At 67.2% G+C, this 18,243-nt stretch carries 17 protein-coding genes and 1 tRNA gene; 8 read left to right on the top strand and 10 right to left on the bottom strand.

Annotation, left to right across the window (positions count from 1 at the left end; genetic code table 11):
• Positions 1-102: 102 nt before the first annotated feature.
• Entirely contained in the window at positions 103-1,524 is a 1,422-nt protein-coding gene (gene arcD, locus HUT07_RS05130) for an arginine-ornithine antiporter (RefSeq protein WP_176020023.1), read from the top strand.
• 50 nt (positions 1,525-1,574) lie between these two features.
• On the opposite strand, the gene HUT07_RS05125 is transcribed toward arcD, so the two are convergent.
• The 9 genes from HUT07_RS05125 to HUT07_RS05085 all read right to left on the bottom strand — a co-directional run bounded on the left by HUT07_RS05125 (position 1,575) and on the right by HUT07_RS05085 (position 9,592).
• A complete protein-coding gene (locus HUT07_RS05125) occupies positions 1,575-2,549 on the bottom strand; it encodes an alpha/beta hydrolase (RefSeq protein WP_217706654.1) in 975 nt (324 codons plus the stop codon).
• Positions 2,550-2,699: 150 nt separating this feature from the next.
• A tRNA-Asn gene (locus tag HUT07_RS05120) sits at positions 2,700-2,776 on the bottom strand.
• A gap of 22 nt (positions 2,777-2,798) precedes the next feature.
• A complete protein-coding gene (gene rlmH, locus HUT07_RS05115; protein WP_176020021.1) occupies positions 2,799-3,269 on the bottom strand; it encodes a 23S rRNA (pseudouridine(1915)-N(3))-methyltransferase RlmH in 471 nt (156 codons plus the stop codon).
• Positions 3,270-3,332: 63 nt separating this feature from the next.
• Positions 3,333-3,746: a ribosome silencing factor gene (gene rsfS, locus HUT07_RS05110; RefSeq protein ID WP_049467016.1), complete on the bottom strand. Its 414-nt coding sequence runs from the start codon at positions 3,744-3,746 to the stop codon at positions 3,333-3,335.
• Between the two features lie 58 nt (positions 3,747-3,804).
• Positions 3,805-4,470, bottom strand: coding sequence for a nicotinate-nucleotide adenylyltransferase (nadD, locus tag HUT07_RS05105; protein ID WP_176020020.1), 666 nt, complete (start codon positions 4,468-4,470; stop codon positions 3,805-3,807).
• Positions 4,471-4,473: 3 nt separating this feature from the next.
• Positions 4,474-5,511 (bottom strand): DNA polymerase III subunit delta, encoded by a 1,038-nt coding sequence (holA, locus tag HUT07_RS05100; RefSeq protein WP_176020019.1) that lies wholly within the window; start codon positions 5,509-5,511, stop codon positions 4,474-4,476.
• Positions 5,512-5,523: 12 nt separating this feature from the next.
• Complete coding sequence (lptE, locus tag HUT07_RS05095) at positions 5,524-6,099, bottom strand: LPS assembly lipoprotein LptE (RefSeq protein WP_176020018.1); 576 nt, start codon at positions 6,097-6,099, stop codon at positions 5,524-5,526.
• A 139-nt stretch (positions 6,100-6,238) separates the two neighbouring features.
• A complete protein-coding gene (gene leuS / locus HUT07_RS05090; RefSeq protein ID WP_176020017.1) occupies positions 6,239-8,878 on the bottom strand; it encodes a leucine--tRNA ligase in 2,640 nt (879 codons plus the stop codon).
• 105 nt (positions 8,879-8,983) lie between these two features.
• Positions 8,984-9,592, bottom strand: a complete 609-nt coding sequence (locus HUT07_RS05085; RefSeq protein WP_176020016.1) for a DUF998 domain-containing protein — start codon at positions 9,590-9,592, stop codon at positions 8,984-8,986.
• A 153-nt stretch (positions 9,593-9,745) separates the two neighbouring features.
• On the opposite strand from HUT07_RS05085, the gene trxA reads away from it, so the two are divergent.
• From trxA to HUT07_RS05060, 5 genes are all read left to right on the top strand, one after another.
• The gene (gene trxA, locus HUT07_RS05080; RefSeq protein WP_176020015.1) at positions 9,746-10,603 is read left to right on the top strand and encodes a thioredoxin; all 858 of its coding nucleotides are present in this window, start codon (positions 9,746-9,748) and stop codon (positions 10,601-10,603) included.
• A 107-nt stretch (positions 10,604-10,710) separates the two neighbouring features.
• Entirely contained in the window at positions 10,711-12,411 is a 1,701-nt protein-coding gene (locus tag HUT07_RS05075; protein ID WP_176020014.1) for a FecR domain-containing protein, read from the top strand.
• Positions 12,408-14,042, top strand: coding sequence for a CHASE2 domain-containing protein (locus HUT07_RS05070; RefSeq protein WP_176020013.1), 1,635 nt, complete (start codon positions 12,408-12,410; stop codon positions 14,040-14,042). Before HUT07_RS05075 ends, HUT07_RS05070 begins: the two co-directional genes overlap by 4 nt.
• An 89-nt stretch (positions 14,043-14,131) precedes the next feature.
• On the top strand, positions 14,132-14,584 hold the full coding sequence (locus HUT07_RS05065) for a DUF4442 domain-containing protein (protein ID WP_176020012.1): 453 nt from the start codon (positions 14,132-14,134) through the stop codon (positions 14,582-14,584).
• A gap of 53 nt (positions 14,585-14,637) precedes the next feature.
• Positions 14,638-15,357, top strand: coding sequence for a hypothetical protein (locus HUT07_RS05060; protein WP_176020011.1), 720 nt, complete (start codon positions 14,638-14,640; stop codon positions 15,355-15,357).
• Between the two features lie 7 nt (positions 15,358-15,364).
• On the opposite strand, the gene HUT07_RS05055 is transcribed toward HUT07_RS05060, so the two are convergent.
• A complete protein-coding gene (locus tag HUT07_RS05055; protein WP_254898919.1) occupies positions 15,365-16,636 on the bottom strand; it encodes a hypothetical protein in 1,272 nt (423 codons plus the stop codon).
• An 84-nt stretch (positions 16,637-16,720) separates the two neighbouring features.
• Here HUT07_RS05055 and HUT07_RS05050 point away from each other — a divergent pair, with 84 nt between their 5' ends.
• Together HUT07_RS05050 and HUT07_RS05045 are read left to right on the top strand one after the other, a co-directional pair.
• Positions 16,721-17,404: a DUF502 domain-containing protein gene (locus tag HUT07_RS05050; protein ID WP_089236383.1), complete on the top strand. Its 684-nt coding sequence runs from the start codon at positions 16,721-16,723 to the stop codon at positions 17,402-17,404.
• Positions 17,401-18,186, top strand: coding sequence for a queuosine precursor transporter (locus HUT07_RS05045; protein WP_089236384.1), 786 nt, complete (start codon positions 17,401-17,403; stop codon positions 18,184-18,186). Before HUT07_RS05050 ends, HUT07_RS05045 begins: the two co-directional genes overlap by 4 nt.
• Positions 18,187-18,243 lie beyond the last annotated feature (57 nt).

The raw sequence follows: 18,243 nt of genomic DNA, 5'->3' as shown, positions 1-18,243 counted from the left end.
TGCCGCTTCACCTGCAAAGGCCCGGGCTCTCGCCCGGGCCTTTGCTTTTTTCCGCACGCGACAGCGTCCATCATGGGTACCCCGACAGCTGCGGCGCGCGTGATGCCTCCTTCCAACCAACGCCTTGGTCTGGCCGCACTGACCGCACTGGTGGTCGGCTCGATGGTCGGCGCCGGCATCTTCTCGCTGCCGCAGAACGTGGCGCGCAGCGCCGGCCCGGCCGCCGCACTGATCGGCTGGGCAGTGAGCGGTGCGGGGATGCTGATGCTGGCCTTCGTGTTCCAGGCCTTGGCCAACCGTCGCCCCGACCTGGACACCGGAATCTACGCGTATGCGCGCGCAGGTTTCGGCAACTACATCGGATTCTCTGCGGCCTGGGGCTACTGGGTCGCTTCGGTGCTCGGCAACGCCAGTTTCTTCGTGCTGATCTTCAGCGGTCTCGGCCACTTCGCGCCAGTGTTCGGTGAAGGCAATACGCCCGCCGCCATCGCCGCATCATCCCTGCTGCTGTGGACCGTTCACTTGCTGGTACTGCGCGGCCTGCGCACCGCCGCGATCATCAATGGCCTGGTCACCGTGGCCAAGCTGGTGCCGATCGCGCTGTTCCTGGTGTTGGCGGCCGGTGCGTTCCGCATGGACGTGTTCCGCGCCGACTTCTTCGGCGTTCCCGCGCTGGGGGACATGGGCCAGCAGCTACGCGGGATGATGCTGGTCACCGTGTGGGTGTTCATCGGCATCGAGGGCGCCAGCATCTACTCGCGGCGGGCCGCGCGCCGCGCCGATGTCGGCCGCGCCACGGTGATCGGCTTCATCGGCGTATGGCTGCTGCTGGTGCTGGTCAGCCTGTTGTCGATGGGCGTGCTGTCGCAGGCCGAACTGGCGGGCCTGCCCAATCCGTCGATGGCCTATGTGCTGCGCGCGATCGTGGGCGAATGGGGCGCGACGGTGATCATCATCGGCTCGATCATCTCGGTGCTGGGCGCGCTGCTGGCGTGGGTGCTGCTGTGTGCCGAAGTGCTGTTTGCCGCCGCTGGCGATGGCACGATGCCGGCCTTTCTCGGACGCGAGAACGCGCGCGGCGTGCCCACCAATGCGCTGTGGTTGAGCAACGGCCTGATCCAGCTGTTCCTGCTGCTGGTGCTGTTCAATTCGGGCAGCTACACCAGCCTGGTGCTGCTGGCGGCGTCGATGAGCCTGGTGCCGTACTTCCTGTCCAGCGCATTCGGCGTGAAGCTGGCCTGGCAGGGCGAGGCCTACACCGGCGCGGCCAGTGCGCGCTGGCGGGATTTCATCGTCGCGCTGCTGGCCAGCGCCTATGCGCTGTGGCTGGTGTATGCCGGCGGCCTGGACAACCTGCTGCTGTCGGTACTGCTGTATGTGCCGGGCGTGGTGCTGTACGCGTTGACTCGGCGCCAGCGCGGCGAGCGGGTTTTCACGCATTGGGAATGGGTGCTGTTCGGCGCGATTGTGGTGGTGGCAATCGCTACGCTGGTGGCGTTCTGGAAAGGCCAGTTGACGCTGTAGAGCCGAGCCTGCGCTCGGCTTCGCGCAGGCAGCCGGGCATCGGCTCGGCTCTACAACGGGCGTTTCGGCAGCATGCCGATGTCCTGCATCCAACGCTCGGCCAAGCCTGTCCACGCAGCCACCGGCGCGTCCTTCATGCGCACCCCGAACGCGTGGCCGCCGCGTGCAAACAGGTGCATTTCCACCGGCACGCCGGCATCGATCAATGCCTGGTAGTAGGCCAGTGATTCGCGCACGTCATCAGTGGGATCATCCGTGGCCTGGGCGATGAACGTCGGCGGCACCGTGTCGTCCACAACGATGTCCTTGACCAGCGACAATCCCTTTCCGTGCCCCGCCCACAGGTGCCCGGAATACATCACCATCGCGAAATCCGGCCGGCTGGACTGCGCATCGGCTGCATCCAGCGCCGCATAGCTGCGCTGCGCATGCGTGCTCAACCCGGCCACCACGTGGCCGCCGGCCGAGAAGCCGATCACGCCCAGCCGTTGCGGATCGATCCTCCAGCGTGCGGCCTGCGCACGCAGCAGGCCCATCGCCCGCTGCGCGTCCTGCAATGCCATCGGCACGGCCGGAATGTCGCGGCAGTTGCATTGGCGATCCCAGTTCGGCCCCGAGGCCGGCACGCGATACTTCAGCAGTGCGCAGGTGATGCCCTGCGCGGTCAGCCAATCGCATATCTCGCTGCCTTCCAGGTCCATCGCCAGCACGTTGTAACCACCGCCCGGCACGACCATCACTGCCGTGCCGTTCGGCAGGCCTTTCGCCGGAAACACGGTGAGTGTGGGCACGGCCACGTTCTGCAGCATCATCCAGTGCTCGCCACTGGCCTTGGAGACGGTTTCGCTGACCTGCTCGGGGCCTTTCAGCTTCGGCGGCGCCATCACCTTCCCGTCCGGCCAGAGAGGGAATTCGGTGGTGCCCGCCGGCGGTTTCCAGGTGGCTGGTGCGGCAGCTGATGCGATGGATGGCAGCAAGGCCATCAGCAGGAGAAATGCAAGGCGAAACGCGCGCATCGTCGACATCCACATGATGGCCCCGCATTGTAGAGTCGGGTTCGCTCGAAAGATCGCGCGCAATGCATCCATGCATGATGTGGATCTGTCGCCGCACGCGATCACACGGCACGACGCAACAAAAAAGGCCTGCATCTTGCGATGCAGGCCTCTTGGATGTGGCGCCCGAAGTTGGACTCGAACCAACGACCCCCTGATTAACAGTCAAGTGCTCTAACCGGCTGAGCTATTCGGGCAGACCGCCAGTATAACGACTCTTCACGCGCGATGGTAGGGGTGATTTGCCAACATCGCAGCGGCGCGATACAGCTGTTCGGCCACCACCAGCCGCACCAGCATGTGCGGCAGTGTCAGCGGGCCGATCGACCACTTTTCATCGGCCAGCGCAGACACTTCCGGCGAATGGCCTTCCGGCCCACCAATCAGGAATGCAAGATCCCTGCCCTGCCCGCGCCAATGTTCCAGTCGCTGCGACAGCTGTTCGGAACTGAGCTGGCGGCCCGGAACGTCCAGTGCGACGACATAGGCATTCTTCGGCAGCGCGGCAATCACCCGCTTGCCTTCGTCGTCGGTGGCGCGACGCGCATCCCGCCCTTTGCCGCGCAGGCCGGGCTCGATCTCCACCAGCTCGAAGGGCAGCCAGTGCGAGAGCCGCTTCTGGTACTCGGCAAACCCCTGCGCCACCCAGTTGGGCGCGCGTTCGCCGGTGGCGATCAGGCGGGCTTTCATCAACATTCCTCCAAAACGTCGACGGCGCCATCGGCGCCGTCGAAAACCGCATCAACGAATGGCTCAGGCCACTTCGTCGTCTTCGTGGGACGGCGGCTGGTCGCCGACGGTCCACAGGCGCTCGAGCGCATAGAACTCGCGCACGCGCGGCAGCATCACGTGCACGATGACGTCGCCCAGGTCGACCAGCACCCATTCGGCTTCACGCTCGCCTTCAACACCCAGCGGCATGACGTCGATGTTCTTGGCGAAGCGCACGACTTCATCGGCGATGGACTTCACATGGCGGGTCGAAGTGCCCGACACGACCACCATGTAGTCGGCGACGCTGGACTTGCCGCGCACGTCGATCTCGACCGGGTCCTTGGCCTTCAGGTCTTCGGTGGCTTGACGGACGCTGGCCAGCAGTTCCGGCACGGAGGGCGGCGGGCTGGGCAGATCGACCTTGATGGTCTGGGGCTGGGTCTGGTTGCTCAAAGCGGGTCGACTCGATAAACGTGGAGGCGATTATACGGGCACAGCGCGGCAACCGTATTCACGCGGTGGGGGGGCGGTACAGGCCGTGGCCAGAAACATAGTCGGCCACCGCCGGCGCCAGCATGGCCCGCCAAGGGCCGCCCGCGCCAATCTGGGCGCGCACGGCACTGGCCGATTCCTCGCGCAGCGGGTGGTGCAGGCGCAGGATGCGGCCGGCCGGGCTGGCGAACAGGGCCTGCTCGTTGTCGGCCCAGCGCCCCTCGGTGGCCTGACCCAACGCGCCGTCGACACTGGCCCGCAGCGGACTGCCCGGACGCTCGGCGACGATGAAATGGGCCAGCCCGAACAGCGACTGCCACTCGTGCCAGCTGGGCAGGCCCAGCAGGCTGTCGGCCCCCACCAGCCACGCCAGCGGGCGGCTGGGGCCAAGTTCGACCCGCAGTTCGCGCAGGGTATCGACGGTGTAGGACGGCCTGCCGGGAAAGCGCGCAGCCCGATCCAGCTCTCGACGGTCCAGCAGCAGGCCCGGCTCATCGCCGATGGCCAGGCCGAGCATGGTGCAGCGTTGTTCGGCGGTCGCGCCCGGCACCGCGCGGTGCGGCGGGTCAGCGGCGGGCAGCATGCGCACCGCCACCTGCAGTTCATCGCGCGCAGCGCGCGCGATTGCCAGGTGGCCCAGATGCACCGGGTCGAAGGTGCCCCCGTAATAGATCCGCAGGCTCATGGATCAGGCCCGGGCGAGCAGCCGTACCGCGCGCGCTTCGGCTACCGCCACCAGCAGGCGCTCAAGCGCGAGCCAGGCATCGCCGTCGGCGCGTCCCTTGGCGATGCGGTCAACCAACCCGGCTTCGGCCACGAAACGTTCCCAGCGCTTGCCTTCCGGATGCCGCTGCAGTGCACGCTTGTAGGGTGCCTGCCGCGATTCCCAGATTCCGCGGGATTTCATTTCTGCAGCCAGATTGCCGCCGCGTGCCTGTACCCGTGCCAGACCGGCACCGGCCAACAGCTCACGGATCACGATCGGCATCAGCGCGGCCACGGCCTCGCCTTCGCCACGCAACCCGGCCAGCATCCTCAGCACCGCCTGCGGCTGGCCTGAGAACGTGGCTTCCACCAGCCGGAACACGTCGTAGCGGGCAGCATCCGCAACCAGCGACTCCATCCGTTCCACGTCCAGGGTCTGCCCATCGGCCAGCAACGCAAGCTTGTCGATCTCCTGCGCAGCGGCCAGCAGGTTGCCTTCCACGCGCTCGGCCAAGCGCTGCACGGCGGCAGGCTCGGCGCGCAGGCCCCTGCCGCGCAGGCGTCGTTCGATCCAGTCCGGCAGCTCGTGCGGCTTGATCGCCCAGGCGACCGACAGCACGCCGACACGGTTGACCGCCTCGGCCCATTTGCCCTGGTGGGCCTTGCTCCATTCATTGGAGGTGATCATCAGGATCACGTCCGGCGCCGGGTTGGCGCAGAACTGGCTGATCACCTCACCGCCTTCCTTGCCCGGTTTGCCGCTGGGCAGACGCACTTCCACCAGGCGGCGTGCGCTGAACAGGCTGGGGGCATGGAAGCTGGCATCGAGCAGGTTCCAGTCGAAATCGCGGCCATCGGCGTCAAATACTTCGCGCTCGTCGATGCCGGCCGCGCGTGCGCGGGCACGCACGGCGTCGGCGGCCTCCAGCACACGCAGCGTTTCCGGACCGGCGATCAGATAGACCGGCGCCAGCGCCGTGTCGGCACCCTGGCCGGCCAACTGTTCCGGTCGCAGTTCCATCAGCCGCCCGACTCAGTGCTTGACGGCAGGTGCGGGCTCGACCGGGTCGTGCTCGACCGGCTTCGGCGCCGACAGGCTGCCACCCTTTTCCAGTTCAGCACGGACCACGCTGTCGATGCGGCGGATGATCGAGGCCGACATTTCCCGGCGCAGCTCATCGGCCAGGATCTCGCGTTCGGTGGTGGTACCGGTGGCGTCGGTCGGCGGCGACACGTAGTCGCGCGACAGTTCGATCACCTGCTGCGGCACCAGTTCGCTGCCATCTTCGCGGCGGAAGATGAAGATCACCGCGTAGCGCAGGCTGTACTCCTGCGCGCGGCCCTGCGAGTCGATCGCGATGGGCAGGTCACCCCAGCGCTCGGACAACACCTGCAGCTGGGTGGTGGGGTCCTTGCTGTCCTCATCGGCCAAGCGCGCACCGGATGCCAGCAGACTGCGGTTCAACAGCTTGACCAGCTCGCTGTAGGGTGCGGTGGATACCACCTTCACCGGCGCCGTATCGGTCGGCAGCATCAGCTTGTTGCGCAGGTGGAAACCGCAGCCGGCGAGGCCGAGGACAAGAACGAGGGCAAGCAGGATTCGGGTCATGGAGACAGTCTGGCGGAGCCGGGCGATCACGGCAACAGACAGGGTGCCCGAGGCCGCGTGAACGCAGGGCCATCGGCCGGGCGCGCCCGGCGTGGCGACAACGCACCGGCCGCCACGATGGCGGCCGGTGCCAGGTACATCAGGCAGCGACGATGTTCACGATCTTGCCGGGGACGATGATGATCTTGCGCACCGTCAGGCCTTCCAGGAACTTGGCCGCATTCGGCTCGGCCAGTGCCAGCGCTTCGATCTGCTCGCGCGCAGCGTCGGCGGCGACCTCGATGGTGCCACGCAGCTTGCCATTGACCTGCACGGCCAGGGTCAGCGCGTCACGTACCAGCGCATTGCTGTCGGCCTGCGGGAACGGCTGGTCTTCCAGCAGCGTTTCGCCATGGCCCAGCACCTGCCACAGGGCGTGGCTGGCGTGCGGGGTGATCGGATTGAGCAGCAGCACGATGGCCTGCAGTGCTTCCTGGCGCACGGCGCGCCCCTGTTCACTGCCGTCCTCGAACTTGGCCAGCGCGTTCATCAGCTCCATCACCGCGGCAATCGCGGTATTGAAACTGTGGCGGCGGCCGTAGTCGTCACCGACCTTGCCGATGGTCTCGTGGGTCTTGCGGCGCAGGGCTTTCTGGCTGGCATCCAGCGCGGCTGCATCCAGCGCCGGTGCGGCACCGTCGGCAGCATGCTTCTGCACCTGCGCCCACAGGCGGCGCAGGAAGCGGGCCATGCCGTCCACGCCGGCTTCGTTCCATTCCAGCGACTGTTCCGGCGGCGCCGCGAACATCGAGAACAGGCGCACGGTGTCGGCACCGTACTTGCCGACCATCGCCTGCGGGTCCACGCCGTTGTTCTTCGACTTGGACATCTTCTCGGTACCGCCGACCACGACCGGCTGACCGTCGGCGACCAGCGTCGCACCGGTGATGCGGCCGCGCTCATCGCGCTGCACGTCCACGTCGGCCGGGTTGATCCAGTCCTTCGAGCCGTCCGGGTTCGGACGATAGTAGGTCTCGGCGATCACCATGCCCTGGCACAGCAGGTTGCGTGCCGGTTCGTTGCTGTCCACCATGCGCGCGTCGCGCAGCAGCTTGTGGTAGAAGCGGAAATACATCAGGTGCAGGATCGCGTGCTCGATGCCACCAATGTACTGGTCCACCGGCAACCAGTAGTTGCCACGCTTGTCGACCGCATCACGGGCGCCCGGCGAGGTGTAACGGGCGTAGTACCAGCTCGACTCCATGAAGGTGTCGAAGGTGTCGGTCTCACGCTCGGCCGCGCCACCGCAGTCCGGGCAGGTGGTCTTGCGCCATTCTGGATCGGTCTTGATCGGCGAACCGGTACCCGAGAACGCCACGTCTTCCGGCAGCACCACCGGCAGCTGGTCTTCCGGCACCGGCACCGCGCCACACTTGTCGCAGTAGATCACCGGAATCGGGCAGCCCCAGTAACGCTGGCGGCTCACGCCCCAGTCGCGCAGACGGTAGTTCACGCGGCGCTGGCCCTGGGCCTTGCGCTCGAACCGTTCGGCCAGTGCTTCGAAAGCGCCCTGGAAGTCCAGACCGTCGAACTCTTCGGAGTTGATCAGCTCGGTTTCGCGGGTCTTGTCGCCGTACCAGTCCTGCCAACGCGTCGCGTCGTAGGCGCCCTCGTCCTTGCGCAGCGACTTCAGCGCGATGACCTGGCGGATCGGGAGGTCATACTTGTTGGCGAACTCATTGTCGCGCTGGTCATGGCCCGGTACGGCCATCACGGCGCCGGTGCCGTAGCCCATCAGCACGAAGTTGGCGACCCATACCGGCACCTGGGCACCGGTCACCGGATGCACGGCGCGCAGGCCGGTATCCATACCGCGCTTTTCCTGGGTCTCCAGCTCGGCCTCGGACACGCCGCCCTGCTTCATTTCCGACAGCAGCGCAGCCAGTTCCGGGTTGTTCTTCGCCGCATGCAGCGCCAGCGGATGTTCGCCGGCGATCGACACGAAGGTCACGCCCATCACGGTATCCGGGCGGGTGGTGAACACGCGCAGCGGATCCAGGGCGGCGCCATCAACGTCGCGCACATCGAACTGGATTTCCAGGCCTTCGGAACGGCCGATCCAGTTGCGCTGCATGGTCTTGACCGAGTCCGGCCAGCCGTCCAGCTCATCCAGGCCGTCCAGCAGTTCCTGGGCGTAGTCGGTGATGCGCAGGAACCACTGCGGAATCTCGCGTTTTTCCACCAGCGCACCGGAGCGCCAGCCACGGCCATCGATGACCTGCTCGTTGGCCAGCACGGTCTGGTCGACCGGGTCCCAGTTCACCACCGCATTGCGGCGGTAGGCCAAGCCCTTGCGCATCAGGCGGGTGAACATGCGCTGCTCGTGGACGTAATAGTCCGGGCGGCAGGTGGCGAACTCGCGCGACCAGTCGATGGCATAGCCCAGCGACTGCAGCTGGCTGCGCATGTGGTCGATGTTCTTGTAGGTCCAGGCGGCCGGCGCGGTCTTGTTCTTGATCGCAGCGTTTTCCGCCGGCAGGCCGAATGCGTCCCAGCCCATCGGCTGCAGGACGTTGTGGCCGGTCATGCGCTTGTAGCGGCTGATCACGTCGCCGATCGTGTAGTTGCGCACGTGGCCCATGTGCAGCGCACCGGACGGATACGGAAGCATCGACAGGCAGTAGTACTTCGGCTTGTCCGAGGCTTCATCGACCTCGAAGGCACGGGTAGCGTCCCAGTACTTCTGGGCGGCGGATTCAACCTGCTGCGGATCGTAAACGTTGGGTTCGACGCTGGTCATGTAACACGCGGTTGCGGCGGCAAAGCGGTACAGCGTACCGCAGTGCGGCAAATGGCTCCAATCCCGCCTGCCGGACCCGCCCGCAGCGAGGCAGCGGAATGCGTCTCAGCGCCCGCGCGACAGAGGCAGGGCCAAGGCCAGCCACAGTGCCCAGCAGGCAAAGGCCAGGCGCTGCGCCAGCGCCGCCGGCAGTACACCGGGCAGGCCGAACGCGAGCAGACCGGCACCGATCCCGCAGCCCAGCGCCAGCAGACCCAATCTGCGCCCACCCGAGTGCCGCAGCCGTGCCGCCCCCAGCAGCACGCTACCTGCGACAAAGGCCAGCGCCCAGACCATCCACATGCTGGCGTGCAGCTTGCTGGCCGGGCCCTGCATGTCCATCTGGTCCTCGAAATCCAGCGGCAGCAGACCCATCGCGATGAAGGCAAGGCCGGCCAGCAGCAGCATCTGGCTGCCCACGCGTGCCGTCCAGGCAGCGTCCACCGGCAGCAGCCGGCGCAGGCGCTCGGCCACGACGACCGCCAGCGCGCCCGGCAGCACCAGGCCCAGCAGGTTGAAGCCCAGCGCATGGGGGATGCCATGCGCGCCCAGCCAGGTCACCGGATGCAGCGCCTGCGAATAGTCCGGCAGCGCCGCACCGAAGCCGACCACCGACAGCACGAACAGGGCTGCGGCGAGCACGCCCACCCAACGGTCCAGCCGAACCACGGACATTGCGGCCACTCTCAGGAAGAACATCAGGACATTGTCGCGGCAGCTGGCACCTCCGCCAAGCCATCCGGGATTTGAGGATGGGAGTGACCCCAGGGTTGAGACCGACAAGGTTCGTCACCATAGAATCGGTCTCCAGATGCCGAACGATGCCCCATGACCGAGACGACCTACGTATTCGACGCCACCACCGCCACCTTCGAGGCGGACGTGCTGCAGAAGTCGCTGCAGACGCCGGTCCTGGTGGATTTCTGGGCGACCTGGTGCGAACCGTGCAAGACCCTCGGCCCGATGCTGGAAAAGCTGGCCGGCGAATACAACGGTGCGTTCGAACTGGCCAAGGTCGATGTGGACAAGGAACAGCAGATCGCAGCCGCCTTCCAGATCCGTTCGGTGCCCACCGTGTTCCTGGTCAAGGGTGGGCAGCTGGTGGACGGCTTCCCCGGTGCCCTGCCGGAAGGTCAGCTGCGTGAATTCCTGGCCCAGCACGGCGTTGTGCCGGCCGATGTCGGCGACGCCATCGTCGAGGACGAGGCCCCGCTCGACCCGCAGGCGCAGGTGGACGTGCTGCGCGCGCAGATCGCAGCCGAGCCGGGCAAGGACGAGCTGAAGCTCGACCTGGCCCTGGCACTGCTGCAGGTTGGCGGCGTGGACGAGGCCGGTACCCTGATCGACGCCCTGCCCGCCAACCTGGCTACCGATGACCGCGCCGTGCGTGGCCGCGCACGCCTTGCTTTCGCCGCCGCGCTGAAGGAAGCCCCGCCCGCCGAGGTGCTGGAGGCGCGCATCGCCGCCGACGGCAAGGATCTGCAGGCACGTCATCTGCGCGGCGTGCAGCTGCTGCTGGCCGGCGACGACGAAGCCGCACTGGAACAGTTCCTGGAGATGCTGCGGATCGACCGCGCTTTCCAGGAAGGACTGCCGCGCAAGGCGCTGATCGATGCCTTCAACGTCATCTCCGATGAAGACCTGGTCGGCCGTTCGCGGCGCCGGATGGCCTCCCTGCTGTTCTGAACGGCACCGGCATCGTTCAGAATCCCTGCACTGAACGCGGGCAATAATGCCCGCGATGGTGGCCCCAAGGGTCGCCACGATCCGTTCGGGGGGATGAGGTCGGGGCCATGGGGTCTTGCAGCTGCGCCCCCGCTTTGCCGGGACAGCAATCCGTGACCGTTGGCCGCTCGTCGTCTTTCATCATGCGTTTCCTGCGCACACTGCTGTGTGCCCTCTGCCTGTTGCCGGCGTTCGCCGGCGCGCAGGACTGGAACTACCGGGTCCGCCCCGGCGATACCCTGTGGGATCTGGGTGCGGCCTATCTCAAGCCCAGCGTGGGCTGGCAACAGCTGCAGCAGCACAACCGCATCGACAATCCGTACCGGCTGCCGCCGGGTGAACTGCTGCGCTTCCCGATCGGCTGGTTGCGCATTGAACCCGCACCCGCGCGGGTGCTCGCCGTGCGTGGGCAGGTTGAACTGAGCGCGGCCGATGGCAGCAGCAGCCGCGCTGTGCGCGCAGGTGAGCAGCTGCACATCGGCGATGCGATCCAGACCAAGGCCGACTCCAGTATCACGCTTGAATTCGCCGACGCCTCGCGGCTGCAGCTGCGCGAGTACTCACGCCTGCGCCTGGACCAGCTCAGCCGTTATGGACGCACCGGCATGGTCGATACCCGCCTGCGCCTGCAGCAGGGGCGCGCCAGCAACCGGGTCACCCCGGCGCGTGGACCCGCCTCGCGTTACATCATCGATGCACCCACGGCCACCAGCAGCGTGCGCGGCACCGTGTTCCGGGTCAGCGCCGGCGATGACGCCCATGCCGGTGCCACCGAAGTGCTGGAAGGCAAAGTGCAGGTCGGCAACCCACATGGCCAGCGCCTGGTCCATCCCGGCCAGGCCAGCCGCAGCGCGGGCAGCGAAACAGCACCCGAAGCGGTTTCCGGGCTGCTGCCGGCACCACACCTGCGCGCCGATTCGACCCGCCTGGGCGCCCTGCCGGCCCAGCTCGACTGGCAGCCCGTGGCAGGCGCCGATCACTACCGCGTCGAAGTCGTACAGGCCGGCACTCCGGAAATTCTGCTGTTTGCCGCCACCACCACCGACACCCGGATGGTGATCGGCGAGCTGCCGCCGGGAGCGCTGCGCCTGCTGCTGCGCGCGGTGGATGCACAAGGCGTGGAAGGACTCGATGCCAGCGAGGATTTCCTCCTCAGCGACCAGCCGCCACCGCCGCTGACCATTTCGCCGCTGCAGGGCCAGACGGTGAACAGCGACCGGCCGCGCTTCCAGTGGAGCCAGGCACCCGGTGCAAGCAGCAGCGTGCTGCAGATCGCCGACGAACCGCAGTTCCTGCAGCCGCTGCGCGAGCAGCGTTCCGGTGGCACCGACCTGCGCCTGGGCGAACCACTGCCTCCCGGCCAGTACTACTGGCGGATCGCGTCGCGTGATGGTCAGGGCCACCAGGGTCGCTATGGCCAGGCGCTGACGCTGCATCTGAGCGACGAACCCGTGGACCCGGCACTGCAGCCGCCCGAAGCCACCGATGGTGAGCTGACCCTGCGCTGGCAGGCCGGAAGCGATGGCCAGCGCTACCGGGTGCAGGTCGATCGTCGCGGCGATTTCAGCACACCACTGGTCGATGCCACCGTTGACCAACCACAGGTCAGCTTCAAGCGCCCGTGGCGCGGCACGCTGTACATCCGTGTGCAGTACATCGACGATGACGGCCATGCGGGCCCGTTCTCGCCTGCCCAGCAGGTGAAGCTGCCATGCCGCCTGTGCTACGGCGCGGGCGGCGGCGTCCTGCTGCTCTGGCTGCTGCTGTGAGACGCTCGCCTTTACCGTGGTCGCGACGGATCCTGCTGGCCCTGCTGGCAGGTGTATCGACTGCTGTGGTCAGCCACGGCCAATGGCTGTGGCGGCAGGACGAAACGGCGTACGACATGATGGTCGGCAGCTGGGACTACCGCCCCGACCCCAGCGTGCTGATCGTCGCCATCGACGAGGGCAGCCTGCAGCGGCTGGGCCAGTGGCCGTGGCCGCGCTCGGTACATGCCCGCCTGCTGGACCGCCTGACCGATGCCGGTGCCGAGCGCGTCGCGCTGGACCTCATGCTGTCCGAGCCCGACCGCCGCGATGCGCGCCAGGATGCCGAGCTTGCAGCGGCGATCCGGCGCAACGGCCGCGTGGTGCTGCCCGTGCTGGCCGCGCCTGCCGCCGGTGACCGCATGGCCGAGGAGATGTTGCCCATTCCGCTGATTGCTGCCAGCGCGGCCGCCATCGGCCACAGCGACGTCGAAGTCGACGGCGATGGGGTCGCCCGTGGAATCTATCTGCATGCCGGTATCGGCCAGGCACACTGGCCTGCACTCGGCCTGGCGTTGACCGGTCTGCCGCCGCAACGCGCGCAGGGCCTGCCCGACCCCGACCCCGCGCTGGACTCGCCCTACCAGTGGCGCCGCAACGACTACGTGCGCGTGCGCTATGCCGGGCCACCGGAACGCTTGCCGCAGGTGTCCTACGCCGATGTACTGGAGGGTCGCGTGGATGCCTCGATGCTGCATGGCAGGCGCATCGTGGTGGGCATGACGGCCAGCGGCATCACCACCCGCCTGTTGACGCCCACCACCCGCGAATACTGGATGAGCGGCAGCGAGTACCAGGCCAACATCGCCTCGATGCTGCTGCAGGACAAGCAGATCGACGTGTTGCCCCGCGCCTGGCAGGACGCCCTGGCCGGCCTGCTGGTGGCGCTGTGCGTACTGCTGCTCGGGCTGCGCCTGCCCTGGGTGGTTGCCCTGTGCGCGCTGCCCGCCGCGCCGCTGCTGAGCTGGCTGCTGCTGCGCACTGGCAGCCTCTGGTGGGCGCCGGCCAGCGCCCTGCTCGGCGTCCTGCTGGTACTGACCGCATGGGCGACCTGGCGGATCGCCTCCTGGCACCGCCAGGCCAACCGCGACGCGCTGACCGGACTGGGCAACCGCCTGCGCTTCGAACAATCGCTGCAACAGGAATGCGACGCGGCACGCCGCAGCGGCAAGCCCCTGACCCTGGCCCTGATCGATGTCGACCACTTCAAGCACCACAACGATCGTCATGGCCACCAGGTCGGCGATCGCGTGCTGTGCGAAGTAGCCCGCCTGATCCAGGCGCATGCCCGGCGTCCCCGTGACATGGCCGCACGCTACGGCGGCGACGAGTTCGCCCTGGTACTGCCCGACACCCCGGTGGAAGGCGCACGGCAGGTGATCGAAGACCTGATCTCCTGCATCCGCGCCCTGCCGCCGCCCGGTGATGGCAGCGACACGGGCGTCACCCTGACCATCGGCGTCTATACCCGCGTGCCGGACAGCGACCTGCAGCCACATCATTTCGTCGAAGGCGCCGACAACGCCCTTTACCGGGCCAAGGACAATGGCCGCGACGGCTATGTGATCGACGCGGGCACGCCCGGACCGTAGCGCCGGGCAGGCCTGACGCCGTCCCTGCGGGCTACAACATACGCATGCGAATGGTTAGACTGGGGCCCCGCCCCCTGCCCGGCTACCGCATGAAAGCCAGCACGTTCCGCTTCGGCCTCAATCTGTGGCCACCGTTCCTGTTCACCGGCATCCATGTCACCCGGATCACCCCGGACTACCGTCAGATCGACGTGGAACTGCGCCTGCGCCCCTGGAACCGCAACTACGTCGGCACCCACTTCGGCGGCAGCCTGTTCGCGATGACCGATCCGTTCTGGATGCTGGGCCTGATGCACACGCTCGGCCGTGATTACTACGTCTGGGATCGCGCCGGTGCGATCGATTTCCTCAAGCCCGGTCGCGGAACAGTACGCACCTCGTTCCGCATCGACGATGCCTTGCTGGAGGAACTGCGTGCCGAGGCGGCCGGTGGCGGAAAAGTGCTGCGCTGGTTCAGCAACGACGTGGTCGACGAAGCAGGCGAGGTCGTCGCGCAGGTACGCAAGCAGGTCTATGTGCGCTTGAAGCCACACGCACGGTAAAGCAGGCCAGCGAGCGTCCCGCTATCCTCTGCAGCCCTGCCATGGAGGCTGCAATGCGCCTTTTGTTCCTTGCCGCGGCGCTGGTCGCCCTGCCCTTTGCCGCTGCCGCACTGGATGTGCCGCCGGTGCGCTATCCCAGCCTGCCGGCGCACGCCGCCACCGCCGAGGGTTTCGTACCTTCCGGCTGGGCGCTGGAATACAGGATCGAAGGCGACCTCGACCAGGACGGGCGCGCGGACCTTGCGCTGGTACTGCGCCAGCAGGATCCACGCAACATCATCGAGCACGATGGGTTCGGCCCTTCGCCCTATGACAGCAACCCGCGCATCCTCGCCATCGCCTTTGCGCGACCTTCCGGTTACGTGCTGGCCGCGCAGAACCACACCCTCATTCCACGGCCGGACTCGCCCGTGCTCAGCGATGTGCTGGCCGAAGGCACCGGCGTGTCGATCCAGCGCGGCGCACTGCGGGTGGGCCTGTACTCGTTCTCCAGCGCGGGCAGCTGGTCGACGAGCACCACCACATTCACGTTCCGCTGGCAGCAAGGCGACTTCGCGTTGATCGGTTACGACCGCGACTCGATGATGCGCAATTCCGGGCAGACCGAGGGCCTCAGCGTGAACTTTTCTACCGGCAAGGTGAAGCTGACCGAAGGCAGCATGCAGGACGACAAGGAACAGGTGCGCTGGCAGACCCTGCGCGACCGCAGGCGCTGGACGCTGGACAGCGTCGGCGATGGCTGGGCGTTCAATCCGCTCGGCGACGGCGACTGAGCCAGGGTCAGTCGGCCCGCAACGGCATCGACAAGTACCCGCCCTCGCCGTCGCGCGCAGGTCCACGCCGCAGTACCTGCAGGTAGCGACCGTCGGCAGACAGTTGTGGCGCTCGGGTATCCGAGCGCCATTGTGCGGGCAACCGCGCCAGCGCCTCGGCGGGCGCTTCGGTCTGTTGCCGCAGCCAGCGCTGCGCGCCGAGCAGGCGGATCATCGCCGCCGCGTCCTGGCTGCGCGCCGCGTACTGGGCGTAGGACGGCCCGGCGATGGCGCTCAATGTGCATCCCAGCGGATTGGCCACACAGCCCATATCCCATTGAGGTCGCGCCGACACAGGCAGCGGAACGTCGGCTGCCAGCGCCTTGGCTGCAGCGGGGCGGCATGCCCAGCCGAAATTGCCGGCGATCCGGGCCAGGGTGTGGTCGCGATCCAGCAGCAGACGGTTGCCTGCTGTCTGCGTGGACGCCCCGATGGCCGCCTTGTTCATCGCAAATTCGCCCTGCATTGCATGGCACAGGCTCTGTTCGTCGGCGTCCAGAGGCAGCAGCGCCGCCTTGCAGGAGGCCGACAGCACGTAGTCCGGTGATTGCTCGACCAGCATGTCACCCAGCAACGCAGCATGGGTCCGCACCACGGCAGCGCCCATCATGCTGTCCACCAGCGTGCTGCCGGTGCGCATCATCCGCCGTCCGAACCGGACCGCGCTGCAGCCGCTCTCGATGGCACCGGCAACATCGCCCTGCAGGTAGGCCAGCGCCTGCGCACTGGCGCCATCCAACAGCGGCGTGTAGGCCGGCAACGGCATGAGTTCGATTCCGCTGGGCTGGAACGGCGAATCAAAACGATCGAAGTCTGCCAGCCTGGCCAGCCGCTCATGCAAGCCCGCATGTCCAGTGTGGGCGCCAGCGAAGCGCTGCGGATCAGCGCGCACCTGTGCCAGGCAGCCGACCGGCCCGACGGCACAACGACCTGCCCCATCCAGATTCAACGGTGCCTGCGCGGCCGCCAGTACCGACGCGTGCGACGCGTGCGTTGGCGTCGTCTGCCAGCGCCGCAGATCGTCGGCCAATGCCGCCTCACGCTGGGCCAGGTCCAGCCCATCGAACGGCAGTGTCCACAGCAGGGCGAAGCCGTTGCGACCTTCGCTTGGATGCACGGCCTCGAGCAGGCGCCTGTCTTCCCGCTGGGCGGCCGACAACGGCCAGAACCTCGACAGCAGCCATGCCGCGATGGCCATCACCAGCAGACCCAGCATTGCCCAGCCCATCCACCGCAGCATCCTCAACACAGCATCCTTTCCCTGCAAGGCCAGCGCCGCCAACAGGCAGCGTAAACGAGCGGCCGCGACCGCTACAATGCGCGCATGTCGCTCGAAGCCCCCGCCCTGGTTCCCCGCCCCTCCCTGCAGCGCCTGTTCCTGACCGGCCTGCTGACCCTGTTGCCGATCTGGCTGACCTGGGTGGTGGTCAAATTCGTGTTCGTGCTGCTGTCGGGCATCTCCAGCCCGCTGGTGGTGCCGCTGTCCGAACAGATCGCGACCAACTTCCCGCATTACCTCGGCTGGGTCCGCGCCGAATGGATCCAGAACACCATCGCCCTGCTGGCCACCCTGCTGGTGATCCTGGCAGTGGGCGTGGCCAGCCGCCGCGTGGTCGGCCAGCGCCTGCTGCGCTGGGTCGGTGCGATCATCAAGCGCATTCCGCTGGCCAGCATCATCTATGACAGCGCCAAGAAGCTGCTGGACATGCTGCAGACCGAGCCGGGCAGCACCCAGCGCGTGGTGCTGATCGACTTCCCGCATCGGGACATGAAATCGGTCGGCCTGGTTACCCGGGTCATCAAGGAACAGGGCACCGATCGCGAACTGGCCGCCGTCTATGTACCGACCACGCCGAACCCGACCTCGGGCTATCTGGAGATCGTGCCCGTCGAACTGCTCACCCCGACCGACTGGACGGTGGACCAGGCGATGAGCTTCATCATTTCCGGCGGTGCAGTGGCACCCTCCAGCGTTCCGTTCACCCGCGCTGGCGATCGTTCCGAATGAGCGAGGCGTCGCACGCGCGGCCACTGCAGGACCGCGCGGTCCTGCTGTTCATCGTGCTGGCCGCGTTCTTCTGCGGCAACGCGGTGCTGGCCGAACTGATCGGGGTGAAGATCTTCGCCCTGGAAGACACCCTCGGCATCGACCCGCTGAACTGGAACCTGTTCGGCCAGACCGGCTCGTTGAGCTTCACCGCTGGCACGCTGCTGTGGCCGGTGGTGTTCATCATGACCGACACCATCAACGAATTCTTCGGCAAGCGCGGGGTGCGTTTCATCTCGTGGCTGGCGGTGGTGCTGATCGCCTACGGCTTCCTGTTCGCCTTCGCTGCGATCTCGCTGGCACCGGCCAGTTGGTGGGTGACCTCGATGGATGCCCACGGCGTGCCCGATTACCAGGCCGCGTTCGCCGCGGTGTTCGGACAGGGCATGTGGACCATCGCCGGCTCGCTGGTGGCGTTCCTGTTCGGCCAGTTGATCGACGTGGCGGTGTTCCATCGCATCCGCCAGGCCACCGGCGAACGTCATGTATGGCTGCGTGCCACGGGTTCCACCGCGGTCTCGCAGCTGGTGGACAGCTTCGTGGTGATCTGGATCGCCTTCGTGCTCGGCCCGCAGCACTGGCCGACCTCGCTGTTCCTGGCAGTGAGCAGCGTCAACTATGTCTACAAGATGGGCTTCGCGATCGCCCTGATTCCGTTGCTGTACCTGATGCGCCGCGCAATCACCCGCTATCTGGGCGAGCAGCGCGCCGCCGACCTGCGCGCTGCGGCCGCGGCTGACTGAAGCCCCAGCGGCACACAAGCTGACTGCGCCCTCACGCTGGCCGTACGCGCGCGGATC

This window comes from Stenotrophomonas sp. NA06056, assembly GCF_013364355.1.
Classification (GTDB): domain Bacteria; phylum Pseudomonadota; class Gammaproteobacteria; order Xanthomonadales; family Xanthomonadaceae; genus Stenotrophomonas.
The sequence above is the reverse complement of the archived record's forward strand: the minus strand, read 5'-3'. Positions and strand labels throughout refer to the sequence as shown.

What these genes read in the sequence shown, in the direction of transcription:
- arcD (WP_176020023.1), top strand. Translation starts at nt 103, where the DNA reads ATGCCTCCTTCCAACCAACGCCTTGGTCTGGCCGCACTGACCGCACTG.
- HUT07_RS05125 (WP_217706654.1), bottom strand. Translation starts at nt 2,549, where the DNA reads ATGTCGACGATGCGCGCGTTTCGCCTTGCATTTCTCCTGCTGATGGCC.
- rlmH (WP_176020021.1), bottom strand. Translation starts at nt 3,269, where the DNA reads ATGAAAGCCCGCCTGATCGCCACCGGCGAACGCGCGCCCAACTGGGTG.
- nadD (WP_176020020.1), bottom strand. Translation starts at nt 4,470, where the DNA reads ATGAGCCTGCGGATCTATTACGGGGGCACCTTCGACCCGGTGCATCTG.
- holA (WP_176020019.1), bottom strand. Translation starts at nt 5,511, where the DNA reads ATGGAACTGCGACCGGAACAGTTGGCCGGCCAGGGTGCCGACACGGCG.
- lptE (WP_176020018.1), bottom strand. Translation starts at nt 6,099, where the DNA reads ATGACCCGAATCCTGCTTGCCCTCGTTCTTGTCCTCGGCCTCGCCGGC.
- leuS (WP_176020017.1), bottom strand. Translation starts at nt 8,878, where the DNA reads ATGACCAGCGTCGAACCCAACGTTTACGATCCGCAGCAGGTTGAATCC.
- HUT07_RS05085 (WP_176020016.1), bottom strand. Translation starts at nt 9,592, where the DNA reads ATGTCCGTGGTTCGGCTGGACCGTTGGGTGGGCGTGCTCGCCGCAGCC.
- trxA (WP_176020015.1), top strand. Translation starts at nt 9,746, where the DNA reads ATGACCGAGACGACCTACGTATTCGACGCCACCACCGCCACCTTCGAG.
- HUT07_RS05075 (WP_176020014.1), top strand. Translation starts at nt 10,711, where the DNA reads ATGGGGTCTTGCAGCTGCGCCCCCGCTTTGCCGGGACAGCAATCCGTG.
- HUT07_RS05065 (WP_176020012.1), top strand. Translation starts at nt 14,132, where the DNA reads ATGAAAGCCAGCACGTTCCGCTTCGGCCTCAATCTGTGGCCACCGTTC.
- HUT07_RS05060 (WP_176020011.1), top strand. Translation starts at nt 14,638, where the DNA reads ATGCGCCTTTTGTTCCTTGCCGCGGCGCTGGTCGCCCTGCCCTTTGCC.
- HUT07_RS05055 (WP_254898919.1), bottom strand. Translation starts at nt 16,636, where the DNA reads ATGCTGCGGTGGATGGGCTGGGCAATGCTGGGTCTGCTGGTGATGGCC.
- HUT07_RS05050 (WP_089236383.1), top strand. Translation starts at nt 16,721, where the DNA reads ATGTCGCTCGAAGCCCCCGCCCTGGTTCCCCGCCCCTCCCTGCAGCGC.
- HUT07_RS05045 (WP_089236384.1), top strand. Translation starts at nt 17,401, where the DNA reads ATGAGCGAGGCGTCGCACGCGCGGCCACTGCAGGACCGCGCGGTCCTG.